This window comes from Serratia sp. SCBI, from assembly GCF_000747565.1.
Lineage (GTDB): Bacteria > Pseudomonadota > Gammaproteobacteria > Enterobacterales > Enterobacteriaceae > Serratia > Serratia ureilytica.
The window spans coordinates 2,572,800-2,587,512 of sequence record NZ_CP003424.1; the positions used below are offsets into that span (position 1 = coordinate 2,572,800).

Annotated in this window: 15 protein-coding genes; 8 read left to right on the top strand and 7 right to left on the bottom strand. The window is 62.9% G+C overall.

What is annotated here, in order from left to right:
• Positions 1-16: 16 nt before the first annotated feature.
• From SERRSCBI_RS11975 to SERRSCBI_RS11985, 3 genes are read right to left on the bottom strand one after another with little or no spacing between them, the layout of a single operon-like run.
• Positions 17-919 carry an alpha/beta hydrolase gene (locus SERRSCBI_RS11975; RefSeq protein WP_042784597.1) on the bottom strand — a complete coding sequence of 301 codons (903 nt, stop codon included), beginning with the start codon at positions 917-919 and terminating at the stop codon, positions 17-19.
• Positions 909-1,802, bottom strand: a complete 894-nt coding sequence (locus tag SERRSCBI_RS11980; RefSeq protein ID WP_042784598.1) for an alpha/beta fold hydrolase — start codon at positions 1,800-1,802, stop codon at positions 909-911. Before SERRSCBI_RS11980 ends, SERRSCBI_RS11975 begins: the two co-directional genes overlap by 11 nt.
• A 26-nt stretch (positions 1,803-1,828) precedes the next feature.
• On the bottom strand, positions 1,829-2,884 hold the full coding sequence (locus SERRSCBI_RS11985; protein WP_042784599.1) for a sugar phosphate isomerase/epimerase: 1,056 nt from the start codon (positions 2,882-2,884) through the stop codon (positions 1,829-1,831).
• 140 nt (positions 2,885-3,024) lie between these two features.
• On the opposite strand from SERRSCBI_RS11985, the gene SERRSCBI_RS11990 reads away from it, so the two are divergent.
• Positions 3,025-3,615, top strand: coding sequence for a TetR/AcrR family transcriptional regulator (locus SERRSCBI_RS11990; protein WP_042784600.1), 591 nt, complete (start codon positions 3,025-3,027; stop codon positions 3,613-3,615).
• On the opposite strand, the gene SERRSCBI_RS11995 is transcribed toward SERRSCBI_RS11990, so the two are convergent.
• The 4 genes from SERRSCBI_RS11995 to SERRSCBI_RS12010 form a co-directional block, all read right to left on the bottom strand.
• Positions 3,612-3,914, bottom strand: coding sequence for a cupin domain-containing protein (locus tag SERRSCBI_RS11995; protein ID WP_042784602.1), 303 nt, complete (start codon positions 3,912-3,914; stop codon positions 3,612-3,614). The genes SERRSCBI_RS11990 and SERRSCBI_RS11995 overlap by 4 nt on opposite strands.
• Positions 3,915-4,032: 118 nt before the next feature.
• On the bottom strand, positions 4,033-4,752 hold the full coding sequence (locus tag SERRSCBI_RS12000; protein WP_042784604.1) for a glucosamine-6-phosphate deaminase: 720 nt from the start codon (positions 4,750-4,752) through the stop codon (positions 4,033-4,035).
• Between the two features lie 190 nt (positions 4,753-4,942).
• Complete coding sequence (locus tag SERRSCBI_RS12005; RefSeq protein ID WP_042784605.1) at positions 4,943-6,823, bottom strand: potassium transporter Kup; 1,881 nt, start codon at positions 6,821-6,823, stop codon at positions 4,943-4,945.
• A gap of 256 nt (positions 6,824-7,079) precedes the next feature.
• Complete coding sequence (locus SERRSCBI_RS12010) at positions 7,080-8,009, bottom strand: LysR substrate-binding domain-containing protein (RefSeq protein WP_033643182.1); 930 nt, start codon at positions 8,007-8,009, stop codon at positions 7,080-7,082.
• Positions 8,010-8,179: 170 nt separating this feature from the next.
• Between SERRSCBI_RS12010 and SERRSCBI_RS12015 the strand changes: the two genes are divergently transcribed.
• The 7 genes from SERRSCBI_RS12015 to SERRSCBI_RS12045 all read left to right on the top strand — a co-directional run bounded on the left by SERRSCBI_RS12015 (position 8,180) and on the right by SERRSCBI_RS12045 (position 14,645).
• Positions 8,180-9,130, top strand: a complete 951-nt coding sequence (locus tag SERRSCBI_RS12015) for a branched-chain amino acid ABC transporter permease (protein ID WP_042784607.1) — start codon at positions 8,180-8,182, stop codon at positions 9,128-9,130.
• A 10-nt stretch (positions 9,131-9,140) separates the two neighbouring features.
• On the top strand, positions 9,141-10,253 hold the full coding sequence (locus SERRSCBI_RS12020) for an ABC transporter ATP-binding protein (RefSeq protein ID WP_033643184.1): 1,113 nt from the start codon (positions 9,141-9,143) through the stop codon (positions 10,251-10,253).
• Positions 10,250-11,020: an ABC transporter ATP-binding protein gene (locus SERRSCBI_RS12025; RefSeq protein ID WP_033643185.1), complete on the top strand. Its 771-nt coding sequence runs from the start codon at positions 10,250-10,252 to the stop codon at positions 11,018-11,020. The genes SERRSCBI_RS12020 and SERRSCBI_RS12025 overlap by 4 nt, the downstream gene beginning before the upstream one ends.
• Positions 11,013-11,726: an ABC transporter ATP-binding protein gene (locus tag SERRSCBI_RS12030; protein ID WP_042784608.1), complete on the top strand. Its 714-nt coding sequence runs from the start codon at positions 11,013-11,015 to the stop codon at positions 11,724-11,726. Before SERRSCBI_RS12025 ends, SERRSCBI_RS12030 begins: the two co-directional genes overlap by 8 nt.
• Positions 11,727-11,802: 76 nt before the next feature.
• Complete coding sequence (locus SERRSCBI_RS12035) at positions 11,803-12,912, top strand: branched-chain amino acid ABC transporter substrate-binding protein (protein ID WP_369795932.1); 1,110 nt, start codon at positions 11,803-11,805, stop codon at positions 12,910-12,912.
• Between the two features lie 18 nt (positions 12,913-12,930).
• Positions 12,931-13,422 carry an L-2-amino-thiazoline-4-carboxylic acid hydrolase gene (locus SERRSCBI_RS12040; protein ID WP_033643188.1) on the top strand — a complete coding sequence of 164 codons (492 nt, stop codon included), beginning with the start codon at positions 12,931-12,933 and terminating at the stop codon, positions 13,420-13,422.
• Complete coding sequence (locus SERRSCBI_RS12045) at positions 13,419-14,645, top strand: Zn-dependent hydrolase (protein ID WP_042784610.1); 1,227 nt, start codon at positions 13,419-13,421, stop codon at positions 14,643-14,645. The genes SERRSCBI_RS12040 and SERRSCBI_RS12045 overlap by 4 nt, the downstream gene beginning before the upstream one ends.
• Positions 14,646-14,713: the final 68 nt, after the last annotated feature.

Consider the following 14,713-nt stretch of genomic DNA (forward strand, 5'->3'; position numbering starts at 1 on the left):
AATGCGGGGCTTTTTTTTACTCACCGGCCAGCTCGAACAGGCGCCGCGCCGCCGGGGTCAGCCCCAACATGTGAATGCAGGCATGCACCATGCCCGGCAACCGTTCACAGCGTACCGCCACACCCGCCTCACGCAGCCGCTGCGCATACAGTTCGGCCTCATCGCGCAGCGGATCATATTCGCAGCTCAGGATAGTGGCCGGCGGCAATACGCGCAGCGTGGCGGCGTGCAGCGGCTCGGCGCTCGGATCGCGTCGCTGGGCCAGGTACTGCTGCCAACAAAACACCATCGCGTCGCGCGTCAAAAAATGCCCCTCGGCGAATTCGTAATAGCTCTTCGTCGCCATTTCGCGGCTGAGCGCCGGGTACAGCAGCAGTTGACGTTCAATGTGCGGGCCGCCGCGATCCCGCGCCAACAGCGCGACCGCCGCCGCCAGATTGCCTCCGGCGCTGTCACCACCCACCGCCAGACGGTCAGCGTCAATCCCTAACTGCGGCGCCTGTTGCGCCGCCCAACAGAGCGCCTGATAGACATCTTCCAGCGGCTGTGGAAAAGGAAACTCCGGCGCCAGTCGATAATCGACCGACAGGATCACCCGATCGGTGGCGTTAGCCAGCGCCTGACAGGGCTGGTCATACAGCGACAGCGAACCGAGGCACCAGCCGCCGCCGTGGGCGAACAGCATCGCCGGTTGTGCGGCAGCGCACCTTTCCCCCGCCGGTAGATAGGCGCGCAGCGCAATCCGGTGCCCATCGGTGGCGACCAGCGTAAAATCCCTGACGCCGCCGCTCGGTTGCGGTGCGCCCTGCAGCAGACGCAAACCGCTTTCCGTGGCCGCCCGCATGTCCGCCAACGAAGCGGGTAGCGGCGCGTCGGCCGAGGCCGCCAAAAAGGCGGCGATGTGTTCATCAAGCGGCATGTTGCTCTCCCGTCAGGAACGGCGTAATCAGGGCAATAAATTCCTCATGACACTCCTCGGTGATGAAATGGCCGCAGCCGGCGACCGTTTCGCCCCGCAGATCGCGCGCATTGCCCCGTAGCGTCGTCAGCGGCGCGTCGCCGGTGGCGTGCTCCGCTCCCACCGTCAACACCGGCATCGTCAACGGCGTGGCGGCGCGCAGCCGGTTCTGGCGAACGGTCTCCGGGATCGCCCGGTAATAGTCGAATCCGGCGCGCAGGCCGCCCGGCGCCGAATAGGCGGCGATATAGACCTCAGCCGCCACCCGATCGCGCCGATAAGACCAGCGGTTGAAGATATAGCCAAGATACTCCCGCTCGCGCCCCTGGGTCAGGGTCTCCGGCAAATCCGCCAGCTGGTTGAACATGAAATGCCACAGGAAGATATTCTCCTCCGGCGCGACGAAAATTGGCGGCGGCGGCGCCAGACCGGGGATCACCGCCTCGGTCAGTACCAGACGCTCCACCGCCTGCGGGAAATCGCTCGCCATGGCGTAACCGATCCACATGCCGATATCGTGGCCGACCAGTTGGTAACGTTGATGGCCCAGCTGCGCCATCATCGCGTGCAACGCCGCACCGATGCTGCCGGTGTCGTAGCCGCCGGCGGGCTTGTCAGAGTCGCCGATGCCCGGCGGATCGACGGCGATCGCCTGAAAACCGGCCGCCGCCAAGGCGCGCATCACATAACGCCAGGTGTACCAGGTTTGCGGCCAGCCGGGGATCAGCAGCACCGGCCGCCCTTCGCCGGCCACCACGCAGTGAAGGCGCCGGCCGTTGACCTGGGTATAGACGTGTTCCGCCGCGAGATCCTGCAACAGGATCTCGTTTTGACTGTGTTTCATGGGGTTAACTCCCTGTGGGGTCAGGCTCAGCGAATGCCGAGCAATGCATTGATCTGCTGAGGATTGACCGGCGCACCGGCGAAGTCATCAAACACTTTGTCGGTGACACGGATAATGCGCTCGCGAATGAAGGCCGCGCCTTCGCGAGCGCCGTCCTGTGGATTTTTCAGGCAGCACTCCCACTCCAGCGTCGCCCAGCCCGGATAGCCATACTGCGTCAAACGGGAGAAAATGCCGTTGAAATCGACCTGGCCGTCGCCCAGCGAGCGGAAACGGCCGGCGCGATCGATCCAGGACTGATAACCGCCGTATATGCCCTGACGACCGGTCGGATTGAACTCGGCGTCCTTAACGTGGAACATGCCGATAACGTCCTTATAGATATCGATAAACTCCAGATAGTTAAGCTGCTGCAGCACCATGTGGCTCGGATCGAACAACACCCGGCAACGCGGATGGTTGCCGACGCGCTGCAGAAACATCTCAAACGTCACGCCGTCGTGAAGATCCTCACTCGGGTGAATTTCATAACATAGATTGATGCCCTGCTCCTCGCAGGCGTCGAGCACCGGCAGCCAGCGTTTGGCGAGTTCGTTGAACGCGGTGTCAATCAATCCTTCAGGGCGCTGCGGGAACGGGAACAGATAGGGCCAGGCCAGCGAACCGGAAAAGGTGCCCAGTTCGCTGAGCCCCAGCCGCGCCGACGCCTTCACCGCCAACAGCATTTGCTGCCGCGCCCACTCGCCGCGGGCCTTGGGATCGCCCTGCAGCGCCGGCGGCGCAAAGCTGTCGCACAGCGCATCGTAAGCCGGGTGCACCGCCATCAGCTGGCCGAAGATATGGCTGGTCAGTTCGCTGACCACCAACCCCTGCTCCGCCAACATGCCGGTCAAATCGTCGCAGTAGGTTTGGCTTTCCGCAGCGGTGGCCACGTCGAATAAACGCCGATCCCAGGCCGGGATCTGCAAGGCGGTAAAACCGGTCCGCGCCGCCCACTCGGCAATGGCGGGCAAGCTGTTGAAAGGCGCCGCGTCATCGCTGAATTGCGCGAGATGCAGGCTTGGACCTTTGAGGGTTTTCATCGTAAACTCCCATTAGTTGTCGATTGACAAACAATAGAAGCAAAGCGCGGCGACCGCAAGCGAAATTTATAAAGGCATTGGTATTCCCGTCGATTTAAGCGATCCTATGTCGCTGAATGGCAGGTAAATTGGAGCAGCGAATGGCAGGCAGACCGCGCGAGTTCGATCGCGAACAGGCGCTATTGAAGGCGCGAAACTTATTCTGGCGGCAAGGTTACGAAGGCACTTCGATGTCGGATCTGGTGGCGGAGTTGGGCATCGCTTCCGCACGCATCTACAAAGCGTTCGGCTCCAAAGAGCAGCTGTTCCGCGAGGCGATTGCCTGTTATGAAGCCGCCGAAGGGGGCTTCGCCGATCGCGCCTTCGCGACGGAAAACGGCATTCGCCCGGCGCTCAAACGCCTGCTGGAAGACGCCGTGCGGCTCTATAGCCGGCCCGATCTGCCGCAAGGCTGCATGGTGGTCTCCGCCGCCGCCAGCGTCAGCGCGGAAAACGACGGGCTCAAAGCCTGGCTGGCAGAGCATCGGCTGCAGCGCACGCAGCAGATCGTCGAACGGCTGCGGCAGGCGGTGCAAACCGGCGAATTGCCGGCCGACACCGATGCCGACAGCCTGGGTGACTATTTCGCCGTCTTCCTGCACGGCCTGTCGATTCAGGCGCGTGACGGCGTCACCGAGGCGCGGTTATTGGCGGCGGTAAACGTGGCGCTGACGGCGTTGGGCGACGCTTAATCCTCCGGCAAATCGACAATCACCAGCGTGCCTTCGCTGCCCGGCAACACGCGGTGCGGCACGCCGGCCGCGGCCTGATACAGCTGACCGGCCCGCACCACCACGTCTTCCCCCGCCACCTGCAGCCGCAGGTGGCCGCTGATCACCAGCAACCCTTCGCTGTAATCATGCACTTCATCCGCAATGCTGCGCGCATCCATGCGCAGCACTTTGATATTGGCCGCACCGACGCGGCCCAGCACGGCAGAGCGCCAGGCCTCAGGCAGTTCGGCCGCCTGCTGGTTTAAATCGAACAGCATCGGAATCCCCCAGGTGCATGAAAAAACGCACTCTAGCCTGATTCTGCGCCGCAGGGAAAGACGCTTTGGTTGCAGGTTATGACCGTTGGTTCTGAGGCGAGACGCGCCGGATGAACGCTTAAGGCAGCAGCGCCGCGGCCTCCCGATCGGCGATAATCAACAGGTCCGGATGCAGCATCAAAATGCTGGCGGGCACCCCGCTCTCCACCGGCCCGCTGACAATACGCCGCAAAATGTCCGCTTTGTGCGAACCGTTGACGAGCAGCACCAGCTTTTTGGCGGCCATCACGCTTGCAGGCCCCAGGGTGACGTAATGATCGGGCAGCCATTCAGTGCGGCCGCCCACCTCTTTGAGCAAAATGTCCGCCATATCCGGCCTGGCGGAAACCGGCACCCGACAGGTGCGGTCTTCGAAGGCGGTGGTGCCCGGCAGATTGCCGCAGAAATGCCCGTCCGCCCCGACGCCCATCACGATTGCATCCAGCCCGCCATCTTCGGCGATACACCGATCGTGCTGGAGGTAGTTGTCCGAATTCAAGACGTGCAGTTGCCGCTCGGGGATCGCCGCCGGACCAAAGAACATACGGTGCAGATTCTCCATGGTGACGCCATAGCCCGGTCGACCGGCGTAAGGAATTTCATCGAAATTATAGTAATGCGCGTTGGCGAATTCCGCGTGGCCCTTGACGCGCGGAGCCAACAACTCATACATCCGTTTAGGCGTCGAGCCGGCGGTGATAGCCAGATTGACGCGCTGCGGGCGCAGCATGTAACTCAACAACAGGCTGGCGGCCAGCTCACTCATTTCCTGGTAATCATTAGCGACGACAAGTTTCATTCCCTTCTCCTTTTTGCAAAAAAAAAACCTAACCGCCCATCCGGCCATGTTCGATGCCGGGAGAGAAGTTAGGTTTTGCCTGATCGCGTCAGTAACAATCCGTTTCTTGTCAGGTTGTGGCGGCCAGGAATGAAATGCAAACCGCGTTGTGTGATGCAAGCCGCAATTGCGGCGATGCCTTTTTCGCGCCCTATACCGGCACGCGGCGGCTAATCTCCACCACCTGATCGCTGGGCAGGTAGTAATAATCCGTGACGTGCATGCCGTTGCGCACCATCAGCGCGAACAGGTTGCGCTGCCAGGATGGCAACCGGTCGTTCGCTTCGCGGCGCACCACGGTCTCGTGCCCGAGATAGTAGGTCGCCTCGTCGAAGTTCAGACCGGATTTCTGCGCCTCGACGTGCTGCAACAGCTGCGGGATGTTAGGCCGCTCCATAAAGCCATAGCTGGCCACGCCGCACCAAAAGCCCGGCGACAGCTCGCGCATCACCAACCGTTCAGCATTCGAGACCCGCGGCTCATTGACGATGGCAATGGTGAGCGCCAGCACGTTGGCGTGCAGCGAACCGTTACGCTTGACCTGCCATTTCATCACCGGCGGCGTCCCCTGCAGGCTGCGAGTCAGAAATACCGCGGTGCCCGGCACGCGCGGCACGGATTCGCTGCGGATTTTCTCCAGGAAATCCTCTACCGGCACTGTCGTTTCACCGAGGGTGCGCGCGGCCGCCAGCACCCCGCGATGCCAGACCAGCATCACGGTATAGACCGCGGCGGCCAACAGCAGCGGGATATAACCGCCCTGCAGCACTTTAGTCATGTTGGCCGTCAGGAAGCTCAAATCGACCACGAAGAAACCGCCCGCCACCAACAGGCTGGCGATCGGCCCCCAGCGCCACACCTCGCGCATGGCGACGAACAGCAGGCCGGTGGTCATGGTCATGGTCAACGAGACGGCGATGCCGTAGGCGGCGGCCAGATTGTCCGACGATTTAAAGAACACGGTCAGGAACAGCGTCACCACCATCAGCAACCAGTTGATGGCGCCAATGTAGATCTGCCCGTAACTTTCCTCGGTGGTTTGCCTGACCCGCAGCCGCGGCAGCCACCCCAGTTGGATCGCCTGGCGGGTCATGGAAAACGCACCGCTGATGATCGCCTGGCTGGCGATGATCGTCGCCAGCGTAGCCAGGATCACCAGCGGGATCAGCATCGCCGGCGGGCATAAACGGAAGAAGATGTTCTGCGTGACATCGGCGCCGCTCAGGATCAGCGCGGCCTGACCGGCGTAGTTAAGCAACAGGCTGGGAAAAACGATGCCGAACCAGGCCAGCCAAATCGGCCGTTTGCCGAAATGCCCCATGTCGGCATACAGCGCTTCGGCGCCGGTGACGCACAAAAACACGCCGCCTAGCACCAGGAAGCTGGTCAGTCCGTTGGAGAACAGGAAGTGAATGCCATAGAGCGGGTTCAGCGCCAGCAAAACCGCCGGATGCTGGATGATGCCCCACACGCCCAACGCAGCGATCGACAGGAACCACAGCGCCATGATCGGCCCGAACACGCGGCCGATGCGCGCGGTACCCAGCGGCTGAATGGCGAACAGACTGAGCAAAATCACCACCGCCGCCGGCAGAATATAGGGCTGCGACGCCGGCAGCACGATGTTCAGCCCTTCGAGGGCCGAGAGCACCGAAATGGCCGGCGTGATGGCGCCGTCGCCGTAAATGAGCGCGGCGCCGAACAGGCCGGCGAACAACACCAGCGGCCGGGATTTTCGCTTGCTTACCAGCAGCGACATCAGCGCCATGATGCCGCCCTCGCCGCGGTTGCCGATGCGCATGGCGAACATGGCGTATTTGAGAGAAGTGACGATCACCAGCGTCCAGAATATCAGCGACAGCAGGCCAAGGATCACCGGCGCCGAAGGCGCGTCGCCGGAGAGAAACAGCACGGTTTTCAGGGTGTACAGCGGGCTGGTGCCGATATCGCCGAACACCACGCCCAATGCGCCCAACGCCAGCGGCGCCAGCCCCGTCTTATTCACGGTTTCCGTATCATTGCCGACAGACATCTGCTCGCTCCTTGACGTTGCGCTGAGAGTGGGAATTATTGTCACTTTATGGCCGTCGCGCCACGTGATCGGCAAGTTAAGCATAGCCGTCATCTTCGCCAGTGACAGCATCGCGCGTTGAAGCTTCAGCAATCATCGCCGGTGAGCAACGGTTTAAAAACGCCCACCCCGGAGGGCCTATTACTTTCCTGTTGGCGTGGCGCGCGTCGTGGGAAAGTGAAATGAACGTCCGGCTCCCCCCTGTTTCCGCCCGGCGTTACGCGAGCCGGCTCTCATCGGCTTCGCGGCGCAGCCACTGCCGCAGATTTTCGCCTTCCTGCGACAGCTCGCTATCCAGTCGAGCGCACAGGTAATAATCGCGGCCGTCGTCGATCGGCAGATCGAACATTTTAATCAACTCACCGCTTTCAAGGTACTGGGCGATTAACGGTTCACGCATCAACGCACACCCTAGCCCCGCCTGCACCGCCGCCAATGTCAACAATCCGTCCTCAAACATCGGGCCGATACTGCGCAGCGGGCGCTTGACGCCGGCCTGCTGAAACCATTGCATCCAGGTATTGCGCTCCTCGTCGTGCAGCAGCGGCAGCGTCGCCAGCTGCTCCGGCGTATCGAGCAAACCATGCAGTTTACTGAATGCCCGGCTGCACACCGGCACCATTTTGCCGGACATCAGCTTCTCGCTGCGATAGCCGGTCCACTGCCCGACCCCGAAGCGGATCGACAGGTCGGCGGCGTCGCTCAGGTAATTGCGGTGGTTGGCGTAGACCACATTGATGTCGATATCCGGATTTTCGCGCAGGAAACCACGCAGCCGCGGAATGAACCAACCCATGCCGAACAGCGGGATCAGGCTGATGGTCACCTGCCGCGACGCGGATTGCTCGCGCACGTGTTCGGTCGCCTGGCGCAGCACGTTGAACGCCGAGCGAATCGAACGGTAATACTCCCGCCCCTCGCTGCGCAGCACCAGGTTACGCCCCTGCCGTTCGGTCAACGGCATCTGCAAAAATGCCTCCAGCGTTTTGAGTTGATGACTGACCGCCGAAGGCGAAATCATCAGCTCATTAGCCGCCGCGCTGATGCCCCCCAGGCGCGCGATGGCTTCGAACGCCCGCACGGCGCGCAGCGGCGGATCGTTCGGCAGCATCGGCAATGGCTCATCGTACTGTTCTGTTTTTTTCATATATTGACTGTTTTTGGGAAATCGACACTGAAGGAATGGATTCAATATACATAAAAATCAACGCATTAAAATCACTCGTTTTTTGTATAAGAAAGTATTTTTCCGTATTTTACAATTTTTTTAAATTCTCTACTGTGACCCTCCTGACTCATTATCTCCGGACTCTCTCTATGGATACGCTGGTACAGCAAACCGTCAACGGTTTGATGCTCGGCAGCATCTATGCGCTGATCGCGCTCGGTTACACCATGGTGTACGGCATCCTGCGCATCATCAATTTCGCGCACGGCGACGTGCTGATGGTCGGTGCGCTGAGCGCGTTGTCGGCGATAAGCGTGTTGCAACACCATTTTCCCGCGTTACCGCCGTACGCCACGCTGCTGCTGGCGGCCCTGTTCGCCATGGCGGTCTGCGCCATCACCTCGATGGCGATCGAGCGTCTCGCCTACCGCCGATTGCGCAATGCACCGCGCCTGGCCCCGCTGATCAGCGGTATCGGCGTCTCGCTGCTGCTGCAAACCCTGGCGATGCTGATCTGGTCACGCAATCCCCTGATGTTTCCGCAGCTGCTGCCAATGACCCCCATCGCCCTGACCGCAGGCAGCGGCGGGCATGCGCCGGCGGTGATCACCGGCACGGCGATCGTCACGCTGGCGGTAGCCGTCGCGGTCATGGCCGGCTTATGGCTGCTGGTCGAACACAGCCGTTTCGGCCGCGCCATGCGCGCCACGGCGGAAAACCCGCAGGTCGCCGGCCTGATGGGCATCAGTCCTGACCGCATCATCGTTCTGACCTTCGCGCTCGGCGGCGCGCTGGCGGCGGTGGCCGGCATCATGATGGCCAGCAACTACGGCAACGCCGGTTTCTCGATGGGCTTTCTGCCGGGCATCAAGGCGTTTACCGCCGCCGTGCTTGGCGGCATCGGCAACCTGCGCGGCGCGATGCTCGGCGGATTGCTGCTGGGCCTGTTCGAATCGCTGGGCACCGGCTATCTCGGCGAGCTGACCGGCGGCGTGTTCGGCAGCAACTACCAGGACGTGTTCGCGTTTCTGGTGCTGATCGCCGTGCTGGTCTTCCGCCCCTCCGGGCTCTTGGGCGAACGCATCGCCACGCGCGCATAAGGACATCACCATGACCGTTTTGACTCCTCCCGTTCCTCTGGCCACGCCGCGCCGCGCCAGGCTGGGGCTGACGCTGTTCATTCTCGCGCTGCTGCTGGCGCCCTGGGTGGCGGGCGCCGCCGGGGGCAACTACTGGGTGCGGGTCGTCGATTTCGCCCTGCTGTACCTGATGCTGGCGCTCGGGCTGAACATCGTGGTGGGCATGACCGGGTTGCTGGACATGGGCTTTATCGCCTTTTACGCCGTCGGCGCCTATTTGGCCGCGCTGCTGTCGTCACCGCATCTGACACAGCAATTCCCGCTGCTGCTGCAGTGGTTCCCCGACGGGCTGCACCTGTCGATGCTGGGTCTGATCCCGCTGGCGGCGCTGCTGGCGGCGGCGTGCGGCATCCTGCTCGGCGCGCCGACGCTGCGGCTGCGCGGCGATTATCTGGCGATCGTCACGCTCGGTTTCGGCGAAATCGTGCGCATTCTGATGCGCAATCTCGACCGCCCGGTCAACCTCACCAACGGCCCCAAAGGCATTTCCGGCATCGATCCGGTCAGCCTGTTCGGCCTGAAGTTTTCCGGCATGCATGAGTGGTTCGGCGTACGTTTTTCCGGCCTGTACCTGTATTACTACCTGTTCGCCGCCCTGCTGCTGGCGATCCTCTTCATCAGCCTGCGGCTGCAGAACTCGCGCATCGGCCGCGCGTGGACGGCGATCCGCGAAGACGAGGACGCCGCGCGGGCGATGGGCATCAACACCCGCAACTTCAAGCTGCTGGCCTTCGCCATCGGCGCCACCTTCGGCGGCGTGGCCGGCGCGCTGTTCGCCGCGTTTCAGGGCTTCGTGTCGCCGGAATCGTTCACCCTGCAGGAATCGATCGCCGTACTGGCGATGGTGGTGCTCGGCGGCATGGGGCACATCCCCGGCGTGATCCTGGGCGCGCTGCTGCTGGCTGCCCTGCCGGAGCTGCTGCGCAGCAGCATGGGGCCGCTGCAGCAGGCGCTATTCGGCCAGGTGCTGATCGACCCGGAAATCATCCGCCAACTGTTTTACGGCCTGGCGCTGATCCTGGTGATGCTGTATCGCCCGGCGGGCCTGTGGCCGGCCCGCCACGCACGGGGGAACGCCGCATGACGCCGCTGCTCGCTTTACACCATATCAGCAAACGCTTCGGCGGCCTGACGGCGGTGGATGACGTCAGCATGAGCATCCGCCAGGGGGAAATCTACGGCCTGATTGGGCCGAACGGCGCCGGTAAGACCACCTGCTTCAACCTGATCACCGGCCTGTATCGCGCCGACGCGGGCGAGTTCCGCCTGGCGGGCCAGCGCTATAAGCCCCAGGCGATCGACAAAGTGGCGCAGGCCGGCATTGCCCGCACCTTCCAAAACCTGCGGTTGTTCAATGAAATGAGCGTGCTGGAAAACGTGATGGTCGGCTGCCACGTGCGCACCCGCAACGGCCTGTGGGCGGCGATCGCCCGGCACCGTCGCGCCAGGGAGGAGGAACAGGCGGTGCGCGATAAATCTCATGCGCTGCTGGAGTACGTCGGCATCAGCCAATTCGCCCATTACCGCGCCGGCGATCTCGCCTACGGCCATCAGCGGCGGCTGGAGATCGCCCGCGCGCTGGCGACCGAGCCCCGGTTGCTGGCGCTGGACGAACCGGCAGCCGGCATGAACGCCGGAGAAAAAGTGGCGCTGCGCGAACTGCTGCTGCGCATCCGCGACAGCGGCAAAACGCTGCTGCTGATCGAACATGACGTCAAGCTGGTGATGGGCCTGTGCGATCGGCTGACGGTGCTGGATTACGGCAAAGCGATCGCCGAAGGCGAACCGGCGCAGGTGCGGCGCGAACCGGCGGTCATTCAAGCCTATCTGGGAGGCGGCGCGCATGTCTGAAGCCCTGCTGAGCGTTAAACGACTCAAAGTGTCTTATGGCGGCATTCATGCGGTCAAAGGCATCGATTTCATGGTGAACGCCGGCGAACAGGTGACGCTGATCGGCGCCAATGGCGCGGGCAAAACCTCGAGCCTGCGGGCGCTGACCGGCCTGCAGCCGTTTGAGGGCGACATCCTGTTCGACGGCCGTTCGATTCGCGGCATGCCGCCGCACCGCTTGCTGCAGCAAGGGCTGGTGATGGTGCCGGAGGGACGCGGCATTTTCACCCGCCTGACGGTGCGAGAAAACCTGCAGCTGGGTGCCTATGCGCGGCGTGACGCATCGGCGGTGCGGCAAGATTTTGAACGCGTGTGCGCCACCTTCCCACGGCTGAGCGAGCGCCTGCATCAACCGGCCGGGCTGCTTTCCGGCGGTGAACAACAGATGGTGGCGATGGGCCGCGCGCTGCTCAGCCGCCCGCGGCTGCTGATATTGGACGAACCGTCGATGGGGCTGGCGCCGATTGTGGTGGAGGCCATTTTCTCGGTCATCAAGCAGTTAGCCCGTGACGGCGTCACGCTGCTGTTGGTCGAGCAGAACGCCCGCCTGGCGCTGGCGTCCACCGATCGCGCCTACGTATTGGACAGCGGCAGCCTGAGCCACAGCGGCCGCTCCGCCGACATGCTGGACGATGAAAAAATCAAACGGATCTATTTGGGTGAATAACCGTTGTTACTTTTAACCGCACCAGGAGTATGACATGCAGCAGAACATTCGCATCAAGCCGTTGGCGCTGGCCGCCATGACAATGATCCTGAGCCTCCCGGCGCTGGCGGACGACACCGTATTGATCGGTCTTGCCGGGCCGCTGACCGGCCCTTCCGCGCGCATCGGCAAAGATCTCGAAAACGGCGCACGGCTGGCGATCGCCGACGCTAACGCACAGAAACCGACGCTGAACGGCAAACCGGTCACCTTCAAGCTGGTGTCCGAGGACGATCAGTCCGACCCGCGCACCGCCGTGGCCGTGGCGCAGCGTTTGGTCGACGAAGGCGTCGCCGGCGTGGTCGGCCACTGGAACACCGGCACCAGCATCCCGGCGGCGCGCATCTATCACGACGCCGGCATCGCTCAGGTGGCGCCGGTGGCGACCGGTCACGGCTACACGCAGCAAGGTTTTGACACCAGCTTTCGCGTGATGGGCCACGACGACGACGGCGGCAACTACGCCGGGCAATATGCGGTGAAGACGCTGAAAGCCAAGCGCATCGCAGTGATAGACGATCGCACCGCTTTCGGCCAGGGGCTGGCGGACGAGTTTATCAAATCGCTGCAGGCCCAGGGCGTGCAGCCGGTCACCCGTGAGTATGTGGATGACAAGACCGTTGATTTCAGCGCCGTACTGACCACCGTCCGCAGTAAAAACGCCGATCTGATCTTCTTCGGCGGCGTGGATTCGCAGGCGGCGCCGCTGGCGCGCAAACTGAAACAGCTGGGCATGAACGCGCAGCTGATGGGCGCCGGCGGCTTCGTCAGCCAAACCTTCCTGACGCTGGCGCAGCGGGAAGGCGAAGGCGTCGTCGCGCTGGAGCCGGGGCTACCGCTGGAACAGATGCCGGGCGGCAAGGCGTTTGAACAAGCCTACCGCGATCGTTATCACACCCACATCGAACTGCATGCGCCCTTCGCCTACGACGCCACCCGGATGCTGATCGCCGCCATTGAGCAAGCCGATTCGGCCAATCCGGCCGATTATCTGCCGAAACTGCGCGCCATACATTACCAGGGCGTCACCGGCGACATCGCCTTCGATGCGCAAGGCAACCTGCAACAGCCGAGCTTCACCCTGTACCGGGTGGTTGACGGCAAATGGCAGCCGCAAACCGTGTTGGGCGGCGCCAAGTCACAATAAATCAAGAGGAGCAAGGCGATGAGCTGTGCAAAAAACGAATTGGGCATTTTGGCCCGCAGAAAGATCGAGGCGGAGATCATCAAGCCGATCTACCAGATTCTGGTGCGTGAAATCGGCAAGGCGCGCGCTCAGGCGGTGATCGGCGAAGCCATCGAGAATGCCGCCATCGAGGCGGGCAAACAGTTCGCCGCCCAGGAACCGAACGGTGCGGATCTGCGCAGCTTCGCCGCCTTGCAGTACCTGTGGGAAAAAGACGATGCGCTGCGCGTCGAGGTGATCAATCAGGACGCGCAGCACTTCGACTATAACGTCACCCGCTGCCGCTACGCCGAGATGTATCACGAGATGGGGCTGGGGGAGATCGGCCACCTGCTCTCCTGCGCTCGCGACAGTCAGTTTATCGTTGGCTATGCCCCTGACGTCGACCTGCAGCGCAGCCAGACCATCATGTCCGGCGCCCCCTGCTGCGATTTCCGCTACACCGCTAAAACGCCGGGAGAAGATCAATGACGTATCGAGTCAACGGCGAGCGCCTGTGGCAAAGCCTGCAGACGATGGCGCAGTTCGGCGCCATCGCCGATAACGGCGTCACCCGGCTGGCGCTGAGTGAAGAAGATCGGCAAGCGCGCGAGCAACTGCGCGCCTGGGCGCAGGAGGCGGGTTGCAGCGTACGCGTCGACAAAATGGGCAACATGTTCCTGCGGCGTGAAGGCGCTCGCCCCGAGCTGGCGCCGGTCGTCACCGGCTCGCACGGTGATTCGCAGCCCCGCGGCGGCCGTTTCGACGGCATCTACGGCGTGCTGGCCGGATTAGAGGTTATTCGTACCCTTAACGATCGGCAGATCGTCACCGAACGCGCGATCGAAGTGATCAACTGGACCAACGAAGAAGGCGCGCGCTTCGCGCCGGCGATGATCGCCTCGGGCGTGTTCGCCGGGGTATTCGACCTGGAATACGGCCTGACGCGCCGCGACGAGCACGGCGTCAGCCTCGGCGACGCGCTGGAGCGCATCGGCTACGCCGGCGAGTACCCGGTGGGCGACACGCCGATCCATGCCGCCTTCGAGTTGCACATCGAACAGGGGCCGATTCTGGAAGCGGAGCATCTCGACATCGGCGTAGTCACCGCCGCACAAGGGCAGCGCTGGTATGAACTGGAGGTCGTCGGCTTCAGCGCCCATGCCGGCACCACGCCGATGGATCGGCGCCGCGACGCCCTGCTCGGCTTAGCGGCGCTGGTCACGGCGGTCAACCGCATCGGTTGGGATTTCGCGCCCGACGCGCGCGCCACGGTGGGCATGGCGCAAATCACCCCCAATTCGCGCAACGTGGTGCCGGGGCGCGTCTTTTTCAGCGTCGAATTCCGCCATCCGCAGGAGGCTATTCTGGTGCAGATGGAGCAGCGCCTACTGGCGGCGGTAAACGAGGTCAACGGCGGCGGCCTGGCCGCCCGGGCCGAGCGCATCTTCCAGTATCCCCCGATCGCCTTCGATCCGGGGTGTATTGGCAGCGTGCGTCACGCCGCGCAGGCATTGAGCTATCGCCATCGCGACATGATTTCCGGCGCCGGCCACGACGCCTGTTACCTTAACCGCGTCGCCCCGACCGCCATGATTTTCATTCCCTGCGTGGACGGCATCAGCCACAACGAGCGGGAAGATATCACTCCCGCCTGGGCCGCCGCCGGCGCCGACGTGTTGCTCAACGCCCTGCTGGCGCACGCCGACGCCTGATCCTCGCCCCGGTTTGGCGCCGGGGCAAAAAATATTCAACAAAACGGTTGAATATTAGCCCGCCTGAT